Below are 24,413 nucleotides of genomic sequence, written 5' to 3'. Positions count from 1 at the left end.
TCTCCTTGACCGGGGCTATAGCGCATCTCCCTTAGGGTGAACGGCCGTCATTGTTTTGACTTGACCGGAAGGGATTCATACAATTTGCCGCCATGTTGCCAAAGGAGAATCCGACACCGGTCCTGGAGCCGGAGAAATCAGCGAGCGAAATGCGGTTTGAGCGCATACGGTCGGGTCTGGGATTCTTTCTCGGACCGTTGGTTTTTCTTCTCGTGATTGTGCTTCCCCCACCGGGAGCTTTTGTGCAATTCGCTCAGGCACAGCTCGGTGTGTCGCAGGTGACGCCGGAGGTCATGCAGCTTGTGTTCAGTCTCAAGGTGACGCTGGCGCTGATGTTGTTGATGATCATCTGGTGGATCAGCGAAGCTGTTCCCATTCCGGTGACGTCGCTTCTGCCCGGAATTCTCCTGCCGCTTTTCCACACCTATGGATTTCAGGACGGGCGTTTCGTTGAGCTGAACGGGAGGAATGTGCTGGCCCACTATGCCAATCCGGTGATCTTCCTTTTCTTCGCCGGGTTTTTGATTGCCGGTGGGATGCAGAAATGGGGGCTGGACAGGCGCATCGCCCTCTGGGTCTTGACCCGGCCCGGGGTGGCCGAAAGTCCGGGTCGCATTCTCGCGGGGATGATGCTGGCCTCGGCCCTCGTCTCGATGTGGGTCTCCAACACGGCCACCACGGCGATGATGCTCCCCATCGGATTGGGGATTCTCGCGCGGCTCAATGTCGGTCATCACCGATCGTCGTTTGCTCGGGCGTTACTGCTCGGCATCGCCTACGCCGCATCCATTGGAGGGGTGGGAACGATCATCGGAACGCCGCCCAACGGAATCGCCGTTTCGATTTTACGGGCCGCAGGACTTGCCGACATCAGCTTTCTTCGCTGGATGGCTTTTGGTGCGCCTTTCGTTTTTCTCTGCCTCCCGCTGGCCTGGTTGGTACTGCGTCTCGTTTTCCCCTTCGATATCACGCTCGGGCCGGATGTTCGGTCTCTTCTGGAACGAGAGAAGCGAGAGCTGGGACCGTTGTCCCGAGGGGAGAAGTTGACGCTCGCGGGATTCCTCGTGGCCGTCATTCTCTGGACGACGAATCCCCTATGGCCCTACGTTCCTGGCCTGGGGCAGCGGCTGGCCTGGTTCGACGAATACATCATTGCGTTGTTCGCGGCTTTGATTCTCTTTCTCAGTCCGGTGGACTGGTCGAAGCGACAGTTCGTCCTCGATTGGAGCGACGCCCGATACGTTGATTGGGGAACGCTCCTTCTTTTTGGCGGAGGACTTGCGCTTTCGGATGCGATGTTTAAGACCGGGCTGGCGCAGGTTCTCGCGTCCGGATTCATCAATCTCTTCGGATGGCCTTCACCTCTGGTGCTCGTCATCATCGTCGTGATCTTCATGGAGTTGTTGACCGAAGTGACCTCCAATACAGCCGTCACCACAATGATGGTGCCGATTTTGATCTCCATCTCGTCGGGCCTGGGCGTTGATGCCGCATCGCTGGCGATTCCCGCTACCTTTGCGGCTTCAATGGCCTTCATGCTCCCGGTGGCCACTCCGCCGAATGCCCTGGTGTACGCCACTCACCGGGTGAGTCTGCGCGATATGTTGAAGGCGGGGATCGCTCTTGATCTTGTTACCTGGATTTTCATCGTCGTCTTTTTCTACCTCTATGTTTTCCTCGTGCTGGGGAGCGTGCGATATTAAGGAGTGCAGATCGAGCGAGGTGCTCCTCTGGTCGGATCAGGTCCTCATGCCCGGTACGACCTGAGGCCGTGAGCAGGCGTGTTCTCGAAGATAAGCGAGAAAGGTTTCCAGCTCTCTCGGCAAAGGAGATGCGAATTCGAGGGGAGCGCCAGTGCGGGGATGAGCGAAGTGCAGTCGGGTCGCGTGAAGAAAATGGCGGCCAAGAGCGTCAACGGCTCGTCGCACCTCCGGCGACTTGATTCGGGTCAGCCGATCTCGTCCATAGACGGCATCGCCGACGACGGGGAATCCCAACCAGGCCATATGCACGCGAATCTGATGGGTGCGCCCGGTCTTGATCTCGATCTCCAGCAGGGAGAACTCGCCGATCAGCTCCACCACCCGATAAAGGGTGAGAGCCTCACGACCTTTTCCCCGGGGTCGCACGGCCATCATCGTGCGGTGTCTGGGATGACGGCCAATGGGTTGATCCACCCGCCCCCGATGCCCGACGGGTCCCACCTGGCCGATGACCAGAGCCTGATAGAGCTTCTGAACCTGACGGTGCTGCAACTGTTCGGCTAATCGCTCGTGAGCGAGATCGCTTTTCGCGACGACCATCAACCCCGATGTCTCTTTATCGAGCCGGTGAACGATTCCCGGACGGATTCCCCCGCCGGCCCGGGGAAGCTGTTGGAAGTAGTAAGCGAGAGCATTGGCCAGCGTCCCCCGGTTCACACCCGCGCCCGGATGAACAACCATGCCCGCTGGCTTGTTGATGACGATCAGGTCATCGTCTTCGTAAACGATGTCCAGAGGTAGCGGCTCCGGAATCAACTCCAGGACGGGAGGCGGCGGAAGCTCGATTTCAATGATGTCTCCCGAACGAACGCGATAGCTCGGTTTCACCGGCTGATCGTTCACCAGCACGCTCTGGTCAGCGATGAGGTTTTTCAGGCGCGTGCGGCTGAGCGTGAGGACTTTTCGCGCGAGATACTGATCGAGCCGCTCGCCGACCTCCGTGGCATTGACGGTGATCACCCGAACATCTTCGGTCATGACAGCAACAGACTACACCGATTGTTGTCATTTGGGAAGCGACCGATATCGGTAGCAGGGGAGCGCCCGGACCCTCGTTCCGGAGACCGACAATGGCTGGAGCAGCGGCGATTTGAAAGGGCCGCCAAAAGTGTGATAGTTTGGTTCCCCTGAGAGACAGCGATGCCTCGTCTGTCGGAGAATTTCATCGCCGGGCTGCCCTCGCCGGAAGGCGCTCGCGCTTTTCTGGAGCGCCTGAGGGCAGCGCACCCGGAGGATGTCGCCCGATATCGAAAAAATCCCTCGCTCCTGGCGCATCTTCTCGTGCTGGCGACGCACAGCCCTTTTCTCGGGGAGACCATACTGACCCGCCGGGACTACATCGCCTGGCTCGAGCGCGAGAAGGACATCGAACGCATCAAGTCGAAGGAAGAGCTGTTTGAAGAGCTTGCCCGGTTCGCAGCCGTTCACTCGGAAATGAACGAGCAGAGCGTGCTGGCCGGATTCAAACGGCGCGAGTGGCTGCGCATTTATTTGCGCGATTGTTTGCGGCTGGCTACGCTGACGGAGACGACGCTGGAGCTGTCCAATCTGGCCGATGTGATCCTACAGCACGCGCTCTGGTACAGCGTGCGCGATTTGCTGAACCGTTATGGCCGACCTCAGGTTCGTGATTCTCGCGGGCGGATCAACGAGGCCGATTTCGCCATTGTCGCCCTGGGGAAACTGGGGAGTCAGGAGCTGAACTATGCCTCCGATATTGATCTGCTCTACCTCTATTCTCACAACGGGGTCACATCCGGTGGGGAGATCACCAACAAGGAGTTCTTCACCAAGCTGGCCGAACGCATCACGCGAACCGTGAGCGGTGTGGGCGACGACGGCGCTGTCTATCGGATTGATCTGCGCCTGCGGCCACGCGGGCGAGAAGGCGATCTCGTAGTCTCGCTCGACGAAGCCGTCGCGTACTATCACCGACAGGCCCATCTCTGGGAGCGACAGGCGCTCATTCGCGCGCGGGCGGCGGCGGGCAGCCACGCGCTCGTCGCGCGCTTCCTCGAAGCGGTGCGCCATGCGATCTATCGCGCCGAACCCCTCGACCAGATCCTCGATGCCATCCGTTGGTCCAAGGAGAAAATTGATCACGAGGTCGAAGCCTCGGGCAAGGGCATTGACGTCAAGCTCGGTCGCGGCGGCATTCGTGAGATTGAATTCATCGTCCAGGCCCTTCAGCTCTTCTATGGAGCGGCCGATCCCTGGGTCCGTCATCCGCAGATCCTCATCGGTCTTCAACGGCTGGCCGATAAAGGGATTCTCAGCGATACTGATCGCGTGCTGCTGTCCGAAGCCTATACCTTCTTGCGCACGGTCGAGCACCGTCTTCAGATGGAGCACGGGGTGAGAACCCATACCGTTCCTTCCGAAGCGGAGAAGGTTCGGCTGCTGGCCCGTCGCATGGGATACAATGGTGGGGATGAAGCGACTCGATTTCTCGATGATCTTCAACGGCATCGGCAGAACGTGGCGGCGATCTTCGATGCCGTCTTTCAGGAGAAAGTCCTGTCGGCGCGCGATGCACGGGCAGGAATTCCGACCTCGTTTCAACCGCATGATCTCCCACCCGGGCCGACGGAGGAGGAGAAACCAGAAGAGGCGCTGATCCGTCGGGCACTGGACGCCCTGGCCGTTGTCTTCCCGCGGCACCACAAGCAGCACGACCGCTGGCGCACTGCCATTGCGACGGGATTGGAGCGAGCACTCAATCCTCAACGGGCGGTGAATACCCTCAGCGCTTATGCAGAGTCGTTGGCCGCAACGGTTCTGCCCGACACCAGGCGGCGACTGGCCGAGGAGATCCCGACGCTGCTTCCCGCTTTGCTCCAGGTTTTCGGCGTCAGTCACTTCTTCTCGCAGATTCTCATCGCCAACCCGATGCTCATCGAGCATTTGCCGACGCAAAGCGAGAGCACGCCGGGGGACCGGGATTATTATCTTGGTCGGTTCCGGGACGATCTGACCGGGGGACCGACGGATCTGGCCGCGTGCATGCGCGTGCTCCGTCGCCGATGGTATCGGGAGATCCTGGCGATCGGTTATCGTGACATCACCGGTCAGGCCACGCTGCGGCAGGTGAATCGGGAGCAATCGGCTCTGGCGTCGGCGGCTCTGGAGATCGCTTTCGAGATCGCCCGGGAGGACCTCTGGCGGCGCTATGGTCGAAGCGGACACGCGCCGGTCTTCACCGTGCTCGGTCTCGGACGACTCGGACATCATGGAGTTGATTACGGGTCGGACCTGGATGTGATCGTCGTCTACGATGATAGCTGCGCCAGCCCATTTCCTGATCTCCAGCCACAGGAAGCCTACGCGCGGCTGGTAGCTCTGGTGATTCACATTCTCTCGACGATCACGCAGGATGGGTATCTCTATCGCGTGGATCTTCGGTTGCGGCCGGGCGGCACGAGCAGTCCTCTGGCTCATCCCCTCTCATCGTTTCGCCAGTACCTGGAGGCGCGGGCGGCCACCTGGGAACGACTCGCCTACGTCAAAGCCTTCCCCGTGGCGGGAGATGCCGCCTTTGGCCGCCAGGTGCATGAAGAAATGCAGGATCTCATCCTGCGTCCGCGCCCGACGGACGCGACGTCACTTGTCGCCGATGTTCGGGAGATGCGCGACCGCCTCCAGCGGGAAAAAGGGGGACCCCAGCCCATCCGGAATTTTAAGTTCGGTCCCGGCGGGATGATGGATGTCTACTTCGCCACGCGCTACCTGCAATTGCGCCACCAAATCCGCGAACCCGACGAGCGCGGCACGCTCCCCCTTCTGGATCATCTTCGGGCGCGTGGGGTCCTCTCGGAGGCCCATCATGGCGCGCTCTACGCGGGCTACTTGTTTTTGCGCCGCCTCGATCATGCCCTGCGGCTGTTGTTCGACCGCCCGACGGAAACGCTTCCGGCAAACCGCTCGGCACTGACCGATCTGGCGACGTTCCTCGGATACGCCTCGCCGTTGGAACTGGAACAGACCCACGATCGGCACCGACGCGAAATTCGGGCTAGCTATGATGCTCTGGTTCGATGAACATCATGACGGTCGAAGAGATGTCTCCCCTGCGAGGGCGCAGCGGGAGCACGAGCCTGCACTCCAAATCCCACCACGGATGAACACGGATGGGCGCGGAGGGATAAGACGATCCCTGCCCATGCGTGGTCATTTTCCGAGGAATCGTCCATGTGCTCACCCATGCCACGACGAAAATACGTTTGCCAGCGGATGAAAGGTGCCAACGGATGAGTGATCCGTTGGAGCCCTTCATCCGTTGAGAGATCATCTTTCAAGGGAGGGAGGATGAAACCGAAACCCGGAGACCCCGCACCCAATTTCGCACTGCCCGATCAAACGGGAAAAATCCACTCTCTGACGGACTATCGCGGGCGATGGCTGCTGCTCTACTTCTATCCCAAAGACGATACGCCGGGCTGCACCAAAGAAGCTTGCGCCTTCCGCGATGTCTACTCCGAGATCCGCGCTCGCAACGCCGAGGTCCTCGGCGTGAGCGTGGATTCCGTCAAAAGCCATGAGAAATTCGCCACCAAGTACAAACTTCCATTCCCCCTTCTGGCCGATGAGAAGAAAGAGGTCGTGAAAGCCTACGGCGCGTGGGGAACGAAGAAATTCATGGGGCGGCAATATCAGGGAACGCACCGGATCTCCTTCCTCATCGCCCCTGATGGAACAATCGCCAGGGTCTATGATTCGGTCAAGCCGGATCAACACGCGGAGGAAGTGTTAAGGGATTTATCGCAGCTTCAGGGCTGATCACGCGCCGTCCTCTTGCGCGGCCAACGTCATCCGAGGGCGAGACGACGTTCCTGCCGCTGGTACGAGCCGGAGGTGACCGCGATCACGCCGCGTGGACGTGAGTCGGGCAGGGGAGTCCTCATTGACCGGCTCCGGCGGCTGCGATAAGGTATCTTTTGCCGTTCAATCGCTGAGAAGACTGCATGCCGGAGATGTCGCACGAGAGCATCACATCGGCTCCTCTTTACGAGCGCGCGAGCGAAGCCGCCAGGGTCATTAAGGAGCGATCGGGTCACCGGGAGGTGAAGGTGGCGGTGATCCTGGGATCGGGCTTGGGCGCATTCGCCGATAGTCTGGCCGAGCGCGTGATCATCCCCTACCGTGAGATCCCTCATTTCCCGCGCGCGACCGTCATCGGTCATGCCGGGCAACTGGCCCTCGGCGTTCTCGACCGGGTTCCGGTGGTAGTGATGCAGGGCCGGTTTCATTATTACGAGGGGTACGATCTGAACGAGGTCACCTTTCCCGTGCGCGTTCTGGGACTGCTGGGGGTGCGCCGATTGATCGTGACGAATGCGGCTGGGGGGATCAATCGGCAGTTTCGGCCCGGCTCGCTCATGTTGATCCGCGACCATATCAATTTGATGGGAGTCAATCCGCTCCGGGGACCGAACGACGAGCGGTTCGGGCCGCGCTTCCCCGATATGACCTCTGCGTATTCGGCGGCGCTCGGTGAGATCGCGCGGGAAGCGGCGCAGGAGGCGGGAATCGCTCTGGAGGAAGGCGTCTATGTGGCAGTGAGCGGACCGAGCTACGAAACGCCTGCCGAGATTCGGATGCTCCGCACGCTGGGCGCGGACGCCGTCGGAATGTCAACGGTTCCCGAAGTCATTGTCGCCCGCCAGATGGGGCTTGAGGTGCTCGGCCTCTCGGTGATTACAAATCCAGCAGCGGGTGTGCTGGACCGCCCGCTCCATCACGAGGAGGTTCTGGAAGCCGCCGAACGCGTGGGGCCGATGCTGACGGAATTGCTCCGGCGCATCGTCGTGAGACTCGCATGATCATCGGAATCTGTGGTGGTACCGGTTCGGGGAAAACGACCGTCGCCCTGCGCATTCTCGATGCCGTCGGTCGGGATAAGGTCGTCTATCTCCAGCAGGACTCCTATTACAAGGATTTGAGCCATCTGCCGCTGGCTGAGCGCCATCGGATGAATTTCGATCACCCCGATGCGTTGGATAACGATTTGCTCATCGCGCATATTGAGGAGTTGCGGGCCGGACGACCCATCGAACAACCCGTCTATGACTTCACCGTCCATACGCGCACGCCCGAGCGCCGACGCATCGAACCCAGGCCGATCATCCTCGTTGAAGGCATTCTCGTTTTTGAAAATCCCCGGTTGCGCTCGCTCATGGACCTGAAGATTTACGTGGATACAGCCGACGACATCCGGTTCATTCGGCGGCTCGTGCGCGATATTCAAGAGCGCGGTCGCACAGTGGAGTCAGTCATCGAGCAATATCTCAGCACCGTGCGCCCCATGCACTTGGAATTCGTCGAGCCGAGCAAACGCTATGCTGACATCATCATCCCCGAAGGCGGTTACAACGAGGTGGGCATTGATCTCATCATCGAGAAAATCAAGTCTCACCTGGCAGCGGTGAGCGCGGGGCATCTGGTCGAGGACGCGCGGCGATGAGAAAAACCATGGGGAGGCGACGGCCGAAGCATTCGGTGGCGAGGGAGTGCGAAGGCAAACCGATGACTGATGACGAACTGATCGAACAGGCCATGCACGCCCGGCAGAGAGCCTATGCGCCCTACTCCGGGTTTGCCGTGGGAGCAGCGGTGCTGGCGGCGTCGGGGCGTGTCATCACCGGCTGCAACGTCGAGAATGCCAGTTACGGCCTGACTATCTGCGCCGAGCGCGTCGCTCTCTTCAAGGCCCTCTCGGAAGGGATCCGCGACTTTCGCAAACTCGCCGTCGTCACCGACACCGGTGAGCTGACGTTTCCCTGCGGAGCCTGTCGCCAGGTGCTGTGGGAATTCTCCCCCGATCTGGTGGTGATCGTCGCCAATTTGCGAGGCGAGCGGCAGACGCACCTCCTCCGTGACCTCCTGCCCGCACCCTTCGATCGCCACCTGCTGGGAGAACCCGGTCGCGAGTGAGGACATCTCTCCCTATGACGAGATCCCGATCAGATGGGCGGATTCTGGTCATCGGCGGCGTCGCCGGAGGCATGTCGGCGGCGACGCGAGCGAAGCGAGTGAATCCCGATCTCGACGTCATCGTGCTGGAACGGGATCGCTTCGTTTCCTACGGAGCCTGCGGCCTGCCGTACTGGATCGCCGGCGTGGTTCCCGATTATCAACAACTCATCGTCTACACGCCGGACTATTTTCGCCAGCAGCGTGGCATTGACGTGCGCACCCGCACGGAAGCCGTCGAGATTCGCCCGGGCGAACGTGTGGTGATCGCGCGTGACCGGGAGACGGGTGAGACGAGCAAAATTGGCTATGATCGCCTCGTCATTGCGACGGGGGCCGTTCCCCTCCGTCCGCCGCTGCCCGGCATCGAGCTGCAAAATATTTTCGTGCTCCGCAGTCTGACCGATGGCCTGCGCCTTCAGGAGATGCTCGTTCGGGAGCAGCCCCGGCGAGCGGTGATTCTGGGAGCGGGATATATCGGCCTGGAAATGGCCGAGGCGCTGGTGGCGCGAGGTCTTCGGGTGACGCTCATCGAGGCGCTCGACCGCGTGCTCGGCGGGTTGACGGAACCGGACGTGAGCCGACTCATCGAGGAGGAGCTGGCGGCCAAAGGGGTGCGGTTACTGTTAGCGACGAAAGCGCTCGCTTTCGACGGCGATGCCGCGCAACGTGTGCGACAGGTTATCACCTCACAGGGAGAGCGCATCGAAACCGATCTTGTGGTGATTGGTGTCGGAATTCGTCCCAATGTGGATCTCGCCCGCGAGGCGGGAATCGCGCTGGGGCCGACGGGAGCCATCGCCGTTGATGACCGCCAGGAGACAAACGTCATCGGCGTCTACGCCGTCGGCGATTGCTCGGAGACAAAACATCTGGTGACGGGACGGCCCACCTGGATACCTCTCGGTCCGGCGGCAAATAAGCAGGGGAAGGTCGCGGGGGACAATGTCGCCGGTCGGCGAGCGACGTTTCCCGGCGTCGTGGGAACGGCCGTGGTGAAGGTCTTCGATCTGGAAGTGGCGCGAACGGGATTGTCTCTGGCCGAGGCACAAAAAAGCGGCTTCAAGGCGAGGTCCGTCACGGTGACGGCGTCCTCGCGCGCCGGATATTATCCCGGAGCCGCGCCGCTGACGATCGCGCTTGTCTTTGATGAAGAGAGCCATCGGGTTTTGGGGGCGCAGATCGTCGGTCGGGAGGGAGCGGCCAAGCGCATTGATGTTTTCGCCACCGCCCTTCACGCGCGCTTGACGCTGGAACAGATGGCCTATCTCGATCTGAGTTACGCTCCTCCCTTCGCTCCCGTCTGGGATCCGATCCTGATTGCTGTGGGAGCGGCGCTCAAGCAATAGCCACCCGCTCCATCGCTCGCTCCGATGTTGATCTTCCAGAATCTCGATGTTGCTCTCAGACACCCGAAACGGCGGGCCGAAGAGAGTCGGCCCCAGCCCATCTTCGTGCCTCGAAAGAGGCGAAGAAAGGCCGTGCCATCGCCGGGGTTATGCGCTGCGCCTTTGCCCTCGTTTTTCGCAGCACGGGCTCCATTGCTGGTGGGGGGATCTGCCGCGATGGGAGGGCGCTGATACCAGCGCGGCGGGAAATTCCGGCTCCGCTGGTGGCGCGTCAGGGTTTTTCTTGGTATGGTGGCTCTTGAGTATTTCCTGAGGTGACACGATGCCCGGCGGACATCGCAGGCTTGTGATTCGCCACGCGCAGGCTCTGGTGACAATGGAACCGGGGCGCGAGGTGATTCACGATGGCTACCTGGTCATCGAGGAGGGGTGGATTCGCGCGGTTGGCCAGGGAGACGTCGCCCTGACCGAGGATGACGAGGTGATTGACGCCCGGGACAGGGTCGTTACGCCAGGATTGATCAATGTCCATCACCATTTCTTCCAAACGCTGACGCGAGCCTTTCCTCCGGCGCTCAATGCGGGCTTATTCGAGTGGCTGGTGAGCCAGTATCCCGTCTGGGCTCACATTGATGAGGAGGCCGTTCGTCTGAGCGCCCTTGTGGCGATGGCCGAACTCTTGCTCTCGGGATGCACGACGACATCGGATCATCATTATCTCTTTCCGCGCGGGCGGACGCGCCTCATTGATGTGGAGATCGAAGCAGCGCGGGAGATCGGCATGCGCTTTCACGCCACGCGCGGTTCGATGAGTCTCGGTCAGAAGGATGGCGGGCTTCCTCCCGATTCCGTGGTCGAAGATGACGATACCATTCTGGCGGACTGTCAGCGGGTGGTTGAGACCTATCACGATCCGCGCCCGGGGGCGATGACGCGCGTCGCTCTGGCTCCGTGTGCTCCGTTTAACGTGAGCCCGCAGCTGATGCGCGAGACCGCCCGACTGGCCCGCGCCCTGGGGGTTCGTCTTCACACTCACCTGGCCGAGACCAAAGATGAAGAGACCTACTGCCAAAAACGATTCGGCTGCCGACCACTCGACTATCTGGAAAAGCTGGAGTGGATGGGCGAGGACGTGTGGCTGGCGCATGGGATTCACTTCACCGATGAAGAGGTTCTCCGATTAGGCCGGGCGGGCGTGGGCATTGCCCACTGTCCGACGTCGAACATGCGTCTTGGCTCCGGGCTCTGCCGTGTGAAGGAGCTTCGTCACGCGGGATGTCCCGTCGGGCTCGGTGTGGACGGCAGCGCCTCGAATGATTCCTCGAACATGCTGGCCGAAGTCCGGCAGGCCGTGTTGCTCGCCCGTCTGGGTTATGGAGCCAAAGCCATGACCATCCACGAGGCCCTCTGGCTGGCCACGGTGGGTGGCGCGCGCTGCCTCGGCCGTGACGACATCGGGCGGCTCGTGCCGGGCAACGTCGCGGATGTGGCGGTTTTCTCCCTCAATCGCCTGGAGTATTCGGGAGCGGCCGATCCGGTGGCGGCATTGGTCCTGTGTCATCCCACTCCGGTGGAGACGCTCATCATCAACGGACGTCGCGTCGTTTCCGAAGGGCAACTTCTGACAATTGATCTCCCCCTGATCGTCCAGGCCCATCGAAAGAAAGCCCGTCAGCTCTTATCCCGGGCGGGCTTCGGATGACGCGAGTGCTGAAACGGAGACACGATGAGCGCGATCGGCGCAACGGCAGGGGAAGCGGGCACGGCCGTCTGACTTGCTGTGACCCGCTTGATTTGCTATGGTTTCGGCCATGATCTCCGTTGAGGCGGCGCAGGCGATCATCTCGGAGAAGATCATGACGCACTCGCTCGAGGAAATTCCGCTTGGCGAGGCCTCGGGCCGGGTGCTCGCTCAGGATGTCGTCGCAGATATTGACATGCCGCCGTTTGATCGCGCGCGGATGGATGGTTTTGCCCTTCGGGCTGCTGACGCGACCACGGTTCCCGCTCGATTGCGCATCATCGGCGAAGTGGCGGCGGGTTCATCCTTCACCGGGACGGTCAATTCCGGCGAGGCCGTGCGGATCATGACGGGTGCTCCTCTGCCTGCTGGAGCCGATGCCGTGCAAAAGATCGAAGCGTGCGACGCCAATGAATCCTGGGTGACGATTCGGCAGCCCGTGCGCGTCGGTGAGAATGTGACCTCGCGGGGCAGCGAAGCGCGGCGGGGTGATGTCGTTCTCCGATCGGGAACGGTGATCGGCCCGCCCGAGATGGCCGTGCTCGCTTCCTTCGGCTGCGCTCGCGTCACGGTGGCTCGTCGCCCGGTGGTGGGCATCATCTCGACGGGATCCGAACTTGTTCCCGTTGATGTCGTGCCCTCCCCCTCCCAGATTCGTGACAGTAACAGTTTCTCCGTCGCCGCGTATGTTCAACTCGCCGGAGCGTGCCCGCGATGCTTCGGCATGGTCGTTGACGATGAGAGAATTACGGCGGAAATCATCGCCCGTGCTCTCCGAGAAGTAGATGTTCTCGTCCTCACCGGCGGCGTTTCGATGGGCAATTATGACCTGGTGAAAGCGGCACTGGGTCGGCTGGGGGCGACGATTTTCTTCGAGAAAGTGTGCGTGCATCCGGGGAAGCCGACGGTGTTTGCCCTTCTGGAAGGCAAACCCGTTTTCGCGTTGCCGGGGAACCCGGTGTCGGTGGCGGTGACGTTTTTGCTCTTCGTTTATCCGGCGCTGCGGCAGATGATGGGAGCGCGTGAGCGATTTCTGCCCGTTGTCCAGGCCCGGCTCCTCGGCGATGTGCGACGCGCCCCTGATCGGCGGAGTTATCTGCCGGGGCGGCTCACGATTGAATCCGGTGAGGTCCGCGTGCACCCGCTGCGCTGGGGCGGTAGCTCGGATTTCGTCGCCTTCGTCTCGGCCAATGCATTGATCGTTGTGCCGGAGGAGGTCATGATGCTCTCACAGGGGACGATCTGCCGGACGCTTCTTTTGCCGGGGACATCATGCGCCGTGAGCTGACACACGTTGATGCCGAAGGTCGCGCCCGCATGGTGGATGTGACGACCAAACCGCCCACCGTGCGCACGGCGCAGGCCAGCGGCTTCGTGCACATGTCTTCGGAGGCCGTGCAGGCTATTCGCACTGGCCGAACACCAAAAGGCGATCCCCTGGAAACGGCCCGGCTGGCGGGAATCATGGCGGCCAAGCGGACGGCCGAATTGATACCTCTGTGCCATCCGCTCCTGCTCACGCACGTTGATGTGGAGCTTCAGCTCCGGGATGATGGCGTGGCCATCCTCTCGTCGGTGACGACGACCGGGCCAACCGGCGTGGAGATGGAAGCCCTCATGGCCGCTGCCGTCGCGGCCTTGACCGTCTACGATATGTGTAAGGCGATTGATAAGACCATGACCATCACCGATCTTCAACTGGAGAAGAAGACCGGTGGACGATCGGGAGATTTTGTCAGATGCCACGACAAGACGTAACCCCTCTCTTCCCCCTGCGGGAGCTGCGTCGAGCGAGAGTCGCTCGGACGCTGCCGGTGATGTTTTTATTGGTTCTCCTTTCGCCTGGACCACGGTTTTTGTCGGTTCGGGCTCAGGAAGCGCCGCAGCCCAAAAAGATTGACCTGTCCACGGCGGGCACCGTCAGCCTGACGATTGCCGGGGCCATAAGCAGCGATCAACTCGCTCGGGTCTCCATCGCCGATGTCAACGGCGATGGGTTGCCCGATGTGGTGGCTGCCGCGCCTCTGGCCAACGATGCGGTGAACGTCCGGTTCGATGTGGGGGCGGTCTACGTCGTCTTCGGAGGAATTGATCTGGCGACCAGTCGTACGGTTGATCTGGCAGCGCGAGCCGACGTGGTGATTGTGGGTGCGGAGAGCGATGATCGGTTTGGCGTATCTCTGGCGACGGGTGATGTCACGGGGGATGGAATTGCCGACATCATTATCGGGGCCCCACGAGCAGCGGGGTTGCCGGATGCGCGGACGCACGCCGGGCGCATCTACGTCATTTATGGCGGGCCGCATCTCGTGCCGGGAACGCGCCGCGATATGGCCGGTATCGTGGCTCCCGGCGCCGACCTCATCATCTTCGGCGCAGAAACCGAAGATCATCTCGGTTCCTCGCTGGCTCTGACCGATCTCACCGGCGACGGCATTCAGGATATCGTGGCGGCCTCGGCCAATGCTTCCCCCCAGGGGACGCGCTTTCTGGCAGGCACCATCTATGCGCTCTTTGGCGGGCGCACGATGACCAGCGGCCAGTTTCGTGATCTGGCGGCAAGTCCCCCTCAAGGCGCCGATCTGGTGATCCTGGGGCCGAGCGTTCTCGGATTCTTCGGATTTCAGGTTGCCGTCGGAGATGTCAATGGAGATCGGCTCCCCGACATCGTCGTCAGCGCCCCTCTGGGTGACGGGCCCAACACCGAACGCACGAATGCGGGCGAAGTCTACATCGTTCTCGGCAGTCCTGATCTTCGGCGCGGCGGCGTGCGCGACCTCGCATCGGCGACACCCCAGGGCGCGGATGTCATCCTCTATGGAGGAGTCAAGGAAGATCTCTTCGGCTTCACCCTTCTGGTGGCCGATGTCACCGGCGATGGCGCGGATGATGTCATCGTCGGTGCCGTTCAAGCCGACGGTCCGGAAGCCAAGCGGGCGAGCGCCGGCGAGGTCTATATCTTTTTCGGCGGCGCGGAGATGAAGACCGGTGCGGTCCGCGATGTCCTCGGTCAGGCGGGTCCGGCGGCCGATGTCCGCATCTTCGGCGCCGAAGCGGGAGACGAAATGGGAACGGCGCTCGCCGTCGGTGATGTCAACGGAAATCAGCTCCCGGATTTGCTCATCGGTGCTCCCACCGCTGATGGTGACAAGAACGAACGCGCTGAATCCGGTGAGGTCTACATCTTCCTCGATGGGCGTCTTCGCACAAGCGGCACGACGCTCGACGTCGGCGGTGAGGCGATGGTTCAACCGGATGCTTTTATCCTGGGCGCTGCCGCCAGCGATCAATTGGGGGCCTTCGTCGCCTTCGGGGACGTGGATGCCGATGGCCGTGTGGATTTATTGCTCAGTGCGCCCAATGCCAGCGCCGCCACGAAATTCAATAACGGAGCGGTGTTTGTGCTCTTCGGATTTCGCCTCTGAACGGGGAGGGGTGAGCAATGAGGAGTGATCGAGCATCACTCGTGAGAACGAGTCTGACGACGACGGTGATTTTTTGTCTCATCGTGTTCGCGTCGGGACGGCGTCCGATTTCGGCTCAGGAAGAGCAACCGACCACCTTCAACATCACGACGATCGTGGGGGGAGGCATCGGGGATGGCCTTCCGGCGCGGGTGGCGAGTCTGGCCGGACCGTCGGCCCTCGCCGTTGATGCGATGGGAAATATCTTCATCGCCGATACCGAAAATCATCGCGTGCGAAAGATTGATCCGAACGGCACCATCACCACGGTGGTGGGAACGGGCGTTGAGGGATTCTCCGGTGATGGCGGCCCGCCCGAGCTGGCGCAGCTCCGCTTTCCGCGCGGGCTGGCCTTTGATAAGGACGGCAATCTCCTCATCGCCGATACGGGCAACAATCGCATTCGCCGGCTGGAGAAGATGGAAGACAAAGTCGTCATCAACACTCTCGCCGGATCAGGGCCGTCCGGTTTTGCCGGGGATGGAGGGCCGGCCAAAGATGCGCAGTTGAACGGTCCGCGCGGAATCGCCGTTGATGCCTCGGGCAACATCTACATCGCCGATACGGGCAATCACCGCATTCGTCAGATTGATGGGACGCTGAGAATTACGACGATCGCCGGTGACGGAATCAAAGGATTTGCCGGCGATGGCGAAGATGCGACCAAAGCGCGGCTCAACACACCCATTGCCGTCGCCGTGTCGAGCACCGGTGATCTCTACATCGCCGATACGGGCAACAATCGCATTCGCCGGGTCTCGGCGGGAAAAATCACGACGGTCGCCGGGACGGGCTTCCCCATCTTCTCCGGAGACGGTGGACCGGCGACGGCTGCCGGGTTGAATGCGCCGCTGGGTCTTTTGTTCGATACCCTGGGTAACCTGCTCATCGCCGATACGGGCAATAATCGCATTCGCCGGATTGATGCTTCGGGGATCATCACAACGGTTGCCGGCAGCGGTATTCGCGGCATGGGGGGAGACGGCCAACCGGCCCTCGCCGCACAGTTCAACGCTCCGGCGGCGCTCGCCCTTGCGCCTGACGGAAAGCTCCTGATCGCCGATTTAGGCAATCAGAGAATTCGCTCGCTCGATGCCAGCGCCATCGTGCGCACCGAAGCCGGCGGCGGGCTCGGCGACGGTGGGCCGGCCACGGCAGCGCTTCTCAATCTCCCCTACGGCCTCGTCAGCGATTCCGCCGGAACGCTCTACATCGCCGATACCAACAATCATCGGATTCGGAAGGTGGTCGCGTCGCAGGGCTCCGATGGAACGACTCTCACGATCACGACCATTGCGGGGACGGGGCAATCCGGTTTCAGTGGAGATGGAGGACCTGCGATTGAAGCTCGATTGAATTTTCCTCGGGGACTGGCGCTTGACCCGCAGGGAAACCTTTACATCGCCGATACCAATAATCATCGCATTCGGCGCATTGATCCCTGGGGTCGAATCACGACGGTCGCTGGCAACGGCACGCCGGGATTTTCCGGCGATGGTCAACCGGCGGTGCGGGCGCAACTCCGGTTTCCCCTGGCCGTGGCGGTGGACGCGATGGGCACCCTCTATATTGCCGATGCGGGAAACAATCGAGTCCGTCGGGTTGATGCATCGGGAATCATCACGACTGTGGCCGGAACGGGCGAGCGGGGGTCCGGCGGCGATGACGATACGGCGGACAAAGCACAACTGCATACGCCGGCGGCGCTGGCCTTCGATAAGGATGGAAATCTCCTCATCGCCGACACGGGCAATCACAAAATTCGGAAGATTGATTTCTCCACGATGAAGATCTCGACCTTCGCGGGGAAGGGAACTCCGGCTTTCAGCGGAGATGGCGGGGCGGCAGGAGCGGCGGAACTCAACACCCCGTTCGGTCTCATCGCTGATGCAAAGGGGAACGTCTTCATCGCCGATTCGGCCAATCATCGCGTTCGCCGGGTGGACGCGACGGGCAATATCTCGACGTTCGTCGGCTCGGGGACGCCAGGATTCGGTGGCGATGGGTTGGGAGCGGCTCTCGCGACGATCAATTTCCCCACGGCGCTCGCGCTCGATCCTCAGGGGAACCTCATCCTGGCCGATACCTTCAATCATCGAATTCGCAAGCTGACGCCACAGCCACCGACACCGCCACCCTCCAACTGATCGGACCGAGTTGCTCTCACCGTGTGGTCCGGGATCTTTGAAAAAAATGTGGCGCGGACCTTTCAGCCGTCGGACGACGGGGGGAGGGTTTGCGCTCCCTTCTCCAGCATCTCTCGGGAGCCGTCCTCGCTCCCCGACCGACTCCGATAAAGGAGCCCATGAGTCCATGCTGATGACCCGGAGGAAAAACTGATGCCGAGAATATCCGTCAACGATGTGGAAATCTACTATGACGTTCAGGGAAAGGGCGAACCGCTTTTGTTTATTGCCGGTTTTGGCGTGGGACACTGGGTGTGGTTCCGTCAGGTTCCGTCGTTGTCCCAGCAGTTTCGGACAATTGTCTTCGACAACCGGGGGATCGGTTCGTCCGGTGACAGTCAGGCTCCTTATACCATCGAGATGCTCGCTGACGATGCGGCTGCCTTGATTGAAGGCCTCGGTTATGGGTCGGCTCACATCGTCGGGGCTTCCATGGGTGGGTTCATCGCTCAGGAACTCGCCTTGCGACATCCGGCGTGCGTGCGATCGCTGGTGCTGGCCTGTACGAGTTTTGGCGGCCCCAATCATGTTCCCGCGTCGCCAGAGGTGTTGAAGTTTTTCCTCTCCCCGGCCGACATCAACAGTGAAGAGCGCATCCGCCAGGGGCAGGAGATCGCTTTCACCCGCGAGTTCATCGCTGCCCATCCCGATGTCGTTGAGATGGTCATTCAGTTGCGGCTCACCCATCCCGTGTCGGAAGAAACATTCCGGCGTCAGGTTCAGGCCGTGATGAGCTTCAATGCGGAGGATCGCGTGGCGCGTATTACAGCTCCCACGCTCGTCATCACGGCCGCCGAAGATGTTTTGATCCCCCCGGAGAATTCACGACGTCTGGCCGCGCGTATTCCCGGAGCCCGCCTGACGATCTTCGAGCGGGGCGGCCACGCCTTTTTCATCGAACGAGCTGAGGCGTTCAATCGAGCAGTGGCCGATTTTATCTCCGACGTCTCTCGGCAGCACCCGATGTGAGATCGGACCGGACCGATCCGTCTTCGCGCGGGCCCGGGCGGGCGGCGGCGCTCGGAAGTTACTCAGGCGGTGGAGGCGTTCCCCATCCTTGAGGAAGATTTTGCTTCTCCCAGAGCTTGGCATATTTGAGAAAGACGTAGTAGGCGGCAAACCCGGCGATGATCAATCCGGGAACACCATCACGAAAGCCCTGCCGGAGAAGATAGCTGCGGATGAAGGTCAGCGCCGGTTGAAAAAGCAGTCGTGCGAGGCCGACGCGAACGCCACGTTGTGCGTCCTGCTCTGCCGCGAGCGTGGTGTAACGTCCGAGGACTTCGTGATGTTCGCTGAGGCTGCGGCGGGTGAGGTGCCAGAGATCACCGTCGAGCCGTCCGACGCGGCCCTCGACGCGCACCGATTCGTGGACGAAGTCTCCGACCCACCGGGCGCGATCTCGCCGATAAAGCCGCAGTTGATAGTCGGGATACCAGCCGCCATGTGCGATCCAGCGCCCCAGATACCAGGCGCGGCGAGCCACCCGATAACCATCATGCTGGGGGCCCTCGCGCTTCACCGCCTCGATCGAACGGCGCAGCGCCGGTGACACGCGCTCATCGGCATCGAGGGAGAAGATCCACTCATGCGACGCTTGAGAATCGGCGTACTGTTTCTGGGCCGCATATCCCGACCAGGGGTGAATGAGAACGCGATCCGTATACCGGCGCGCGATCTCCCTCGTGCGATCGGTGCTACCGGCATCCACCACGACGATCTCATCGGCCCAACTGACCGATTCGAGAGCATCGGCGATGCGATCCTCCTCGTTGAATGTGATCACCGTGACCGAGATTTTCATGACCGTGACCTCCCCTGAAAATACCCTGGGAGCGCACGCTTCCAGCGTGCCCGCTTGAGCTGGCGACAGGCGGGCGCTGCCAGATTTTTCTCGTTTGTGGCGAATATCCCGTTCATGGGCGATTCCCCTGTCATCACCGCGTGATTGTGGATGAAAATGTGCGATAGCGTCAAACGAACTGTTTTTCCCGGACTCGCGGGGCTGGGGCAAGCTATCGAAGCGACGGAGCGCGAGCCGAACCGACTCGTGGCCGGGCGAGCCTTCGCCTCGCTCTCAAAAGCAGCGGTTGGGAGGTAGTCCGGGCGAATAATGCCTTCTTACGGATCACCCAGATAATCGGCCAATTTCTCATTTTTACTGCCGCGCCTGCCATCACTCGCTAATCCATAAAAAGGCCCGTGAGGATCGGGTGGGCAAGCGGGGGAGGGGAAGCATTGCGGGAGAAATTTCTTCGCTCCGACCCTTGACCTCTCTTGCGAGGTGAGCGCTGCTGATGGCGCCTTATTGTCCGTAGGGATTGCGTGCCGGTCGTGCGCGGGTTCTGTTATAATGATGGCCGTCTGGAGCACTGAGTAGGAGGGTGACATGGACGAACAAGAGGGAATGTCTGAGCGTTCGGTCGTTGTGCCGATGGAGACGCCGTCGGCAGTGCGCTTGCGATCCTGGGTGATGCCGGTGGCTCTGGTCGTCACTTTGCTCGTGGGCATCGGCATCGGAGTCGTTGTATCGGGTGGAGCATCAGCCGGCCAGAGCGGTCATCTCATCAAGGTGAGCAGTTCGGAAGCTGTCGCCACGGGACCGATTGCCACGGCCATGGCCCTGTCAGAAGCTTTCGCCCAGGTCGCTCGAATGGTCGAACCGGCGGTCGTTCACATCGAGACGGAATCCGGTCGCTCAGGTCGTCGTGACGTGTTCGATTTCTTCGGTCGGCCTCCTCATGGGATACGGCGCGGGACCGGTTCGGGCGTCATCGTTGATCCATCGGGCTATATTCTCACCAATAACCACGTCATTGAAGGAGCCACGACCATTCGCGTCAAGCTGCGAGACGGTCGAACTTTCATCCCCGAGGTCGTGGGGACGGATCCCGAAACGGATCTGGCCGTCATCAAGATCTCTGCCAGCGAGCCGTTGCCCGCCGCTAAGCTTGGCGATTCCGACCGATTGCGAGTGGGCGATTGGGTCCTGGCCATTGGCAGCCCCTTCGGATTAGAACAGACGGTGACGGCGGGAATCATCAGCGCAAAAGATCGGGTGACCGATGGGCCGCTGAGTCAGTTCCAGAAATTCTTGCAGACGGACGCGGCGATTAATCCGGGAAATTCCGGCGGACCGCTGATCAATCTCTTTGGCGAGGTCGTGGGAATTAACACGCAAATCCCCACCAACACGGGAACGTTTAACGGCGTGGGCTTCGCTCTTCCGTCAACTCTGGCCGTAGAGATTTACAATCAATTGGTCAGCACCGGGCGGGTCACACGCGGCTATCTCGGTGTGTGGCTCAAGCCGGTGACGCCGCAGGTGGCGCGACTCAACGGGATGAAGGAGCCTCGAGGCGCTCTCGTTCAGAATGTCATCGGCGATGACAGTCCGGCGGGGCAAGCGGGCCTGCGCACCGGCGACATCATCATCGCCTTTGAAGGCCAACCCGTTCAGGATAGTCGGGATCTCACCCGACGGGTCGCCGGCACGGAGGCCGGGCGCACCGTTCGGCTCACCTACATTCGAGACGGCAAGGAATACGTCACCAGCGTGAAGCTGGGGATGCGCCCCTCCATCGCTCAACGAGGGGAATCCGGCACGACTCCCCCAGCGCCCGGAGAGGAAGGGGGACGAGGAAAGGATGAACCCAGGGTCAAGCCCAGCTTCGGGGCGCGACTGGAATCGGTCACTCCGCACGTCGCTCGATCTCTCAACCTTCAGGAAGCGAAAGGGGCGCTCGTCTCCGAAGTCGAGGAGGGAAGTTTCGCCGAAGAAATCGGCCTGCTTCCCGGTGATGTCATTCTCACGATGAATCGTCGGGAGATCACCGGACCCGATGAGTTCAAGCGTGCATTTGACGGGTTGAAATCGGGCGATGATGTGGTGATCGTCATCGCTCGTCCGAGTCGGTCCCGGGGACCATCCCGGGATATTCTCTCCGGCACGGTGCCCTAACCGATTCGTTCGTCGTCCTGATTGCGCCGCGGCGGGAGGAAACGCATTGGTCGGTGGGAGGTGGTGCGATGAGAAGAAGAACGCTCGCCAGGGTGATAGGTGTGATGCTTGTGCTCGCTCTTCTGGTACCGGTTATGGAGTCTCGACCCCTTCCGTCGTCACAAAAGGCCAAGAAGTCAACCCTGCGTCGTGTGGCGACGCCGAAGGGAAAATCGTCCCGATCATCGCCTCGGTCCGCGCGTAGTCGTCGCGCGCGTCGGGTGGCGATTGTGCCGGGAGCGCGAATTCCCCGCGAGAGGGTGCTGGAGATTCAGAATGCGCTAATTGCGCGAGGCTACCTCGAAGGCCCGCCCTCAGGAGTTTATGACGCCGAAACGGTGAACGCGATGAAACGCTTTCAACAGGCGGAGAATCTCGATATCACGGGCTATCCCACGGCTCTCGCGCTCCGCCGGCTGGGGCTCAAGCCGGGACCAAACGGATCGGCTTCGGCCGCTGACTCCGGAGAAGCGATCCCCGCGCGACCGCCGGGCAACGGCCGCGTGCGGACTCCGTGATGGTGGTCGCGACCGCCGCCGGAACATAACGGCGGAGGACTTCCCCTCCGGCAAGCGGCTCGGTGTAAGATCGAACGTCAACCGTGCGGCTCAAACCGATCACAGTGGCGCGACTCTTCGATATTCCCATCCGGCTGAGCTACGGCTGGTTCCCGATCTTCATCCTCCATTTGTTTGCGATGTCGGCGCTTTATCTGCCGCGCCATCTTCATCATCTTCGTCCGGTCGAATACTGGATTCTCGGTTCGGCAGCCACGATTCTCCTGTTTCTGTCCGTTCTCGGACATGAAATCGGTCATGCGCTGGTGGCGCGAGCCGAAGGGATTCGGATTCGTGACATCACGTTGCATCTGTTTGGGGGCCTGGCGCGATTCGAGCGGGATGTCACGTCGCCGGGAGCCGAATTGCGCATTGCCATCGCGGGACCGGGAACGAGTTTCCTCTACGCCGTTCTCTTCTTCGTTCTCAATCAGATGAGCATCTACGTCTTCGACTCGCGTCCGGGGGCGCTTATTACCAACTATCTGGCGTTGTCCAATCTCATCCTGGCCCTCTTTAATTTGCTTCCGGGATTTCCGCTGGATGGAGGGCGCGTGTTCCGCGCGCTGATGTGGCATCTTCGCGGTGACCCCTGGGAGGCCAGTCGTTGGGCGGTTCGGTCGGGGCAGGCCATTGCCTACACGCTGCTGGTATTAGGAATCTACTGGTGCTTGCGGGCCGAGACCGGCGCCGATATTTTCGCCGGATCGTGGGCCATTCTCATCGGGATCTTTCTCAAGGACGCCGCCGCCCAGAGCCTGAGCCATCTGCGCGCCATGCAATCGCTTCAGCAACTGACTGTGGCCGATGTGATGACTGAACCGCCGACCCGGCTCCGACCGGATTTAACAGTTCAGGAGGTGGTGGATCATATTCTCCCCCACTGTCGCAGCCTGACCTTTCCCGTGTCCCCGGACGGTCGGCTTCATGGCATCCTGGCGCTGAAGAGACTCGAAAGCATTTCCCGCGATCGCTGGCCGACGCTGAAAGTCTGGGATGTGATGCAGCCGGTCAATCCGCGACTCTTCCTTTTCCCTCACACGTCACTGGTGACAGCCCATCTCACTCTCAGCGAGAACGGCATCGGGTCAGCGGCCGTTCTCGATGATCAGGGATTCATCATCGGCTATCTCACGCTCGGCGACATCCGAAAGGTGATGCGTTGACATATCTTTCGGGCCTCTGATAGTATTGGCCCCGCACTCTGACACGCACCGGGGAGAGGATATCGTGCGTTTAGCGAGCGAAAGGACCAACGGGACGGCCGGATCGGTATGGCCCTTCCGCTGGCTAATGTCCTGGGGGATCGTACTCCTCATCCTGAGTGTCTTTTCGACTCCCGGTTTCATGACTCAGATGACCTCTCCCTCGAGCGGACGCATCATCGTTCGAGGGCATGTGGAGGAAAAGCCCGGTGCGTCTGCCCCTCATCAGTTTATTTTCAGGACGACCGAGGGGCGCGTCTATGGGTTTCGTTCGGGGGATCGTGCGGTCGCCCTCTTCCGCGATGAGAGGATACGTCGGCGAGAGCTGGAGATTTTGGCAGTCCAGCATCCCGCGGGAGAGTTGGAACTCATTCGCGTTTTTTGGCTGCGCGACGGACGGAAGTTTGAGTTGTCCTACGTGTGTGAGACCTGCAGCATCACGGAACCGGTTCCCGGACGCTGTCCCTGCTGCGGGGCTCCACTTGAGTTGCGCGAAGTGGCGGTGCCGGACCGCTAAAGGTTTCGCGGGCCACTTGGCGGAAAGGAGTGGACGATGCGCGACGATGATCGGATTCGCAAGGAGAGCGTCGGGATCTCTCGACGCGATTTCTTGAAGGTGTCGGGAATTTCCTTCTCGGTTCCTCTGGTGATGGGGACCCGCATTATCCGCGTCGCGGGCGCTCCCGTTGCCCTTCAGGGACCGGGGAAGGTCCCGATGACGTTCACCATTAACGGTAAAAAATTCACGGCGGAGTTGGAACCACGGGTGACCTTGCTCGATGCCTTGCGTCAGGAGTTCGATCTGACCGGGGCCAAACGGGTATGCGATCGGGGGACCTGCGGAGCCTGCACGGTGCTGCTCGACGGCAAGGCGGTTTATGCGTGTTCCATCCTGGCCATCGAAGCTCAGAGCCACGCCATCACCACCGTCGAGGGATTGGCAGCAGCCGGCAGCTTGCATCCGATTCAGCAGGCCTTCGTGGATAATGACGCCCTGCAATGTGGCTTCTGCACGCCGGGGTTTGTCGTCGCCTGCAAAGCATTTCTCGACCGGCACCCCAATCCGACGCCGGAGGAGATTCGGAAGGGACTCGGCGGCAATCTCTGTCGCTGCGGTACATACGTGGGCATTCAAGCCGCGGTGATGCAGGCGGCGCGGATGCAGAAAGGAGGATGAGC

General features: G+C 61.1%; 20 protein-coding genes. 18 read left to right on the top strand and 2 right to left on the bottom strand.

All coding sequences use genetic code 11. The annotated features are described in order from the left end of the window. The first annotated feature begins 92 nt into the window (after positions 1-92). Positions 93-1,703, top strand: coding sequence for a DASS family sodium-coupled anion symporter (locus tag VNM72_01960; GenBank protein HXF04164.1), 1,611 nt, complete (start codon positions 93-95; stop codon positions 1,701-1,703). A gap of 36 nt (positions 1,704-1,739) precedes the next feature. On the opposite strand, the gene VNM72_01955 is transcribed toward VNM72_01960, so the two are convergent. Then, positions 1,740-2,741, bottom strand: coding sequence for an RluA family pseudouridine synthase (locus VNM72_01955; protein ID HXF04163.1), 1,002 nt, complete (start codon positions 2,739-2,741; stop codon positions 1,740-1,742). Between the two features lie 162 nt (positions 2,742-2,903). On the opposite strand from VNM72_01955, the gene glnE reads away from it, so the two are divergent. The 12 genes from glnE to VNM72_01895 all read left to right on the top strand — a co-directional run bounded on the left by glnE (position 2,904) and on the right by VNM72_01895 (position 18,441). After that, on the top strand, positions 2,904-5,801 hold the full coding sequence (gene glnE, locus VNM72_01950; GenBank protein HXF04162.1) for a bifunctional [glutamate--ammonia ligase]-adenylyl-L-tyrosine phosphorylase/[glutamate--ammonia-ligase] adenylyltransferase: 2,898 nt from the start codon (positions 2,904-2,906) through the stop codon (positions 5,799-5,801). 267 nt (positions 5,802-6,068) lie between these two features. Continuing rightward, on the top strand, positions 6,069-6,539 hold the full coding sequence (gene bcp, locus VNM72_01945) for a thioredoxin-dependent thiol peroxidase (GenBank protein HXF04161.1): 471 nt from the start codon (positions 6,069-6,071) through the stop codon (positions 6,537-6,539). A 185-nt stretch (positions 6,540-6,724) separates the two neighbouring features. Continuing rightward, entirely contained in the window at positions 6,725-7,582 is an 858-nt protein-coding gene (locus tag VNM72_01940) for a purine-nucleoside phosphorylase (protein HXF04160.1), read from the top strand. Further along, a complete protein-coding gene (gene udk, locus VNM72_01935; GenBank protein ID HXF04159.1) occupies positions 7,579-8,223 on the top strand; it encodes a uridine kinase in 645 nt (214 codons plus the stop codon). Before VNM72_01940 ends, udk begins: the two co-directional genes overlap by 4 nt. Continuing rightward, positions 8,220-8,693, top strand: a complete 474-nt coding sequence (locus VNM72_01930) for a cytidine deaminase (GenBank protein ID HXF04158.1) — start codon at positions 8,220-8,222, stop codon at positions 8,691-8,693. Before udk ends, VNM72_01930 begins: the two co-directional genes overlap by 4 nt. A gap of 14 nt (positions 8,694-8,707) precedes the next feature. Continuing rightward, positions 8,708-10,081: an FAD-dependent oxidoreductase gene (locus tag VNM72_01925; GenBank protein HXF04157.1), complete on the top strand. Its 1,374-nt coding sequence runs from the start codon at positions 8,708-8,710 to the stop codon at positions 10,079-10,081. 322 nt (positions 10,082-10,403) lie between these two features. After that, positions 10,404-11,783: an 8-oxoguanine deaminase gene (locus VNM72_01920; protein HXF04156.1), complete on the top strand. Its 1,380-nt coding sequence runs from the start codon at positions 10,404-10,406 to the stop codon at positions 11,781-11,783. A 97-nt stretch (positions 11,784-11,880) separates the two neighbouring features. Next, positions 11,881-13,110 (top strand): gephyrin-like molybdotransferase Glp, encoded by a 1,230-nt coding sequence (glp, locus tag VNM72_01915; protein HXF04155.1) that lies wholly within the window; start codon positions 11,881-11,883, stop codon positions 13,108-13,110. Beyond that, positions 13,095-13,580 carry a cyclic pyranopterin monophosphate synthase MoaC gene (moaC, locus tag VNM72_01910; GenBank protein HXF04154.1) on the top strand — a complete coding sequence of 162 codons (486 nt, stop codon included), beginning with the start codon at positions 13,095-13,097 and terminating at the stop codon, positions 13,578-13,580. The genes glp and moaC overlap by 16 nt, the downstream gene beginning before the upstream one ends. Further along, complete coding sequence (locus VNM72_01905; GenBank protein HXF04153.1) at positions 13,562-15,247, top strand: hypothetical protein; 1,686 nt, start codon at positions 13,562-13,564, stop codon at positions 15,245-15,247. Before moaC ends, VNM72_01905 begins: the two co-directional genes overlap by 19 nt. Before the next feature lie 17 nt (positions 15,248-15,264). Then, complete coding sequence (locus VNM72_01900) at positions 15,265-17,433, top strand: hypothetical protein (protein ID HXF04152.1); 2,169 nt, start codon at positions 15,265-15,267, stop codon at positions 17,431-17,433. Between the two features lie 192 nt (positions 17,434-17,625). Continuing rightward, entirely contained in the window at positions 17,626-18,441 is an 816-nt protein-coding gene (locus VNM72_01895; protein ID HXF04151.1) for an alpha/beta fold hydrolase, read from the top strand. 58 nt (positions 18,442-18,499) lie between these two features. On the opposite strand, the gene VNM72_01890 is transcribed toward VNM72_01895, so the two are convergent. Beyond that, positions 18,500-19,276: a glycosyltransferase family 2 protein gene (locus VNM72_01890; protein ID HXF04150.1), complete on the bottom strand. Its 777-nt coding sequence runs from the start codon at positions 19,274-19,276 to the stop codon at positions 18,500-18,502. 585 nt (positions 19,277-19,861) lie between these two features. Here VNM72_01890 and VNM72_01885 point away from each other — a divergent pair. From VNM72_01885 to VNM72_01865, 5 genes are all read left to right on the top strand, one after another. Further along, positions 19,862-21,433 carry a trypsin-like peptidase domain-containing protein gene (locus VNM72_01885; protein HXF04149.1) on the top strand — a complete coding sequence of 524 codons (1,572 nt, stop codon included), beginning with the start codon at positions 19,862-19,864 and terminating at the stop codon, positions 21,431-21,433. Positions 21,434-21,501: 68 nt separating this feature from the next. Next, complete coding sequence (locus VNM72_01880) at positions 21,502-21,990, top strand: peptidoglycan-binding domain-containing protein (GenBank protein ID HXF04148.1); 489 nt, start codon at positions 21,502-21,504, stop codon at positions 21,988-21,990. Between the two features lie 83 nt (positions 21,991-22,073). Beyond that, positions 22,074-23,195: a site-2 protease family protein gene (locus VNM72_01875; protein ID HXF04147.1), complete on the top strand. Its 1,122-nt coding sequence runs from the start codon at positions 22,074-22,076 to the stop codon at positions 23,193-23,195. Positions 23,196-23,259: 64 nt separating this feature from the next. Then, complete coding sequence (locus tag VNM72_01870; GenBank protein HXF04146.1) at positions 23,260-23,751, top strand: hypothetical protein; 492 nt, start codon at positions 23,260-23,262, stop codon at positions 23,749-23,751. 36 nt (positions 23,752-23,787) lie between these two features. Beyond that, a complete protein-coding gene (locus VNM72_01865; GenBank protein ID HXF04145.1) occupies positions 23,788-24,411 on the top strand; it encodes a (2Fe-2S)-binding protein in 624 nt (207 codons plus the stop codon). Positions 24,412-24,413: the final 2 nt, after the last annotated feature.

Source organism: Blastocatellia bacterium, from assembly GCA_035573895.1.
In the GTDB taxonomy this organism is placed as follows: Bacteria; Acidobacteriota; Blastocatellia; order HR10; family HR10; genus DATLZR01.
Note: the sequence above shows the minus strand (reverse complement) of the source record. Positions and strands in the feature narration are given on the sequence as shown.

What these genes read in the sequence shown, in the direction of transcription:
- VNM72_01960 (HXF04164.1), top strand. Translation starts at nt 93, where the DNA reads ATGTTGCCAAAGGAGAATCCGACACCGGTCCTGGAGCCGGAGAAATCA.
- VNM72_01955 (HXF04163.1), bottom strand. Translation starts at nt 2,741, where the DNA reads ATGACCGAAGATGTTCGGGTGATCACCGTCAATGCCACGGAGGTCGGC.
- glnE (HXF04162.1), top strand. Translation starts at nt 2,904, where the DNA reads ATGCCTCGTCTGTCGGAGAATTTCATCGCCGGGCTGCCCTCGCCGGAA.
- bcp (HXF04161.1), top strand. Translation starts at nt 6,069, where the DNA reads ATGAAACCGAAACCCGGAGACCCCGCACCCAATTTCGCACTGCCCGAT.
- VNM72_01940 (HXF04160.1), top strand. Translation starts at nt 6,725, where the DNA reads ATGCCGGAGATGTCGCACGAGAGCATCACATCGGCTCCTCTTTACGAG.
- udk (HXF04159.1), top strand. Translation starts at nt 7,579, where the DNA reads ATGATCATCGGAATCTGTGGTGGTACCGGTTCGGGGAAAACGACCGTC.
- VNM72_01930 (HXF04158.1), top strand. Translation starts at nt 8,220, where the DNA reads ATGAGAAAAACCATGGGGAGGCGACGGCCGAAGCATTCGGTGGCGAGG.
- VNM72_01925 (HXF04157.1), top strand. Translation starts at nt 8,708, where the DNA reads ATGACGAGATCCCGATCAGATGGGCGGATTCTGGTCATCGGCGGCGTC.
- VNM72_01920 (HXF04156.1), top strand. Translation starts at nt 10,404, where the DNA reads ATGCCCGGCGGACATCGCAGGCTTGTGATTCGCCACGCGCAGGCTCTG.
- glp (HXF04155.1), top strand. Translation starts at nt 11,881, where the DNA reads ATGGTTTCGGCCATGATCTCCGTTGAGGCGGCGCAGGCGATCATCTCG.
- moaC (HXF04154.1), top strand. Translation starts at nt 13,095, where the DNA reads ATGCGCCGTGAGCTGACACACGTTGATGCCGAAGGTCGCGCCCGCATG.
- VNM72_01905 (HXF04153.1), top strand. Translation starts at nt 13,562, where the DNA reads ATGCCACGACAAGACGTAACCCCTCTCTTCCCCCTGCGGGAGCTGCGT.
- VNM72_01900 (HXF04152.1), top strand. Translation starts at nt 15,265, where the DNA reads ATGAGGAGTGATCGAGCATCACTCGTGAGAACGAGTCTGACGACGACG.
- VNM72_01895 (HXF04151.1), top strand. Translation starts at nt 17,626, where the DNA reads ATGCCGAGAATATCCGTCAACGATGTGGAAATCTACTATGACGTTCAG.
- VNM72_01890 (HXF04150.1), bottom strand. Translation starts at nt 19,276, where the DNA reads ATGAAAATCTCGGTCACGGTGATCACATTCAACGAGGAGGATCGCATC.
- VNM72_01885 (HXF04149.1), top strand. Translation starts at nt 19,862, where the DNA reads ATGGACGAACAAGAGGGAATGTCTGAGCGTTCGGTCGTTGTGCCGATG.
- VNM72_01880 (HXF04148.1), top strand. Translation starts at nt 21,502, where the DNA reads ATGAGAAGAAGAACGCTCGCCAGGGTGATAGGTGTGATGCTTGTGCTC.
- VNM72_01865 (HXF04145.1), top strand. Translation starts at nt 23,788, where the DNA reads ATGCGCGACGATGATCGGATTCGCAAGGAGAGCGTCGGGATCTCTCGA.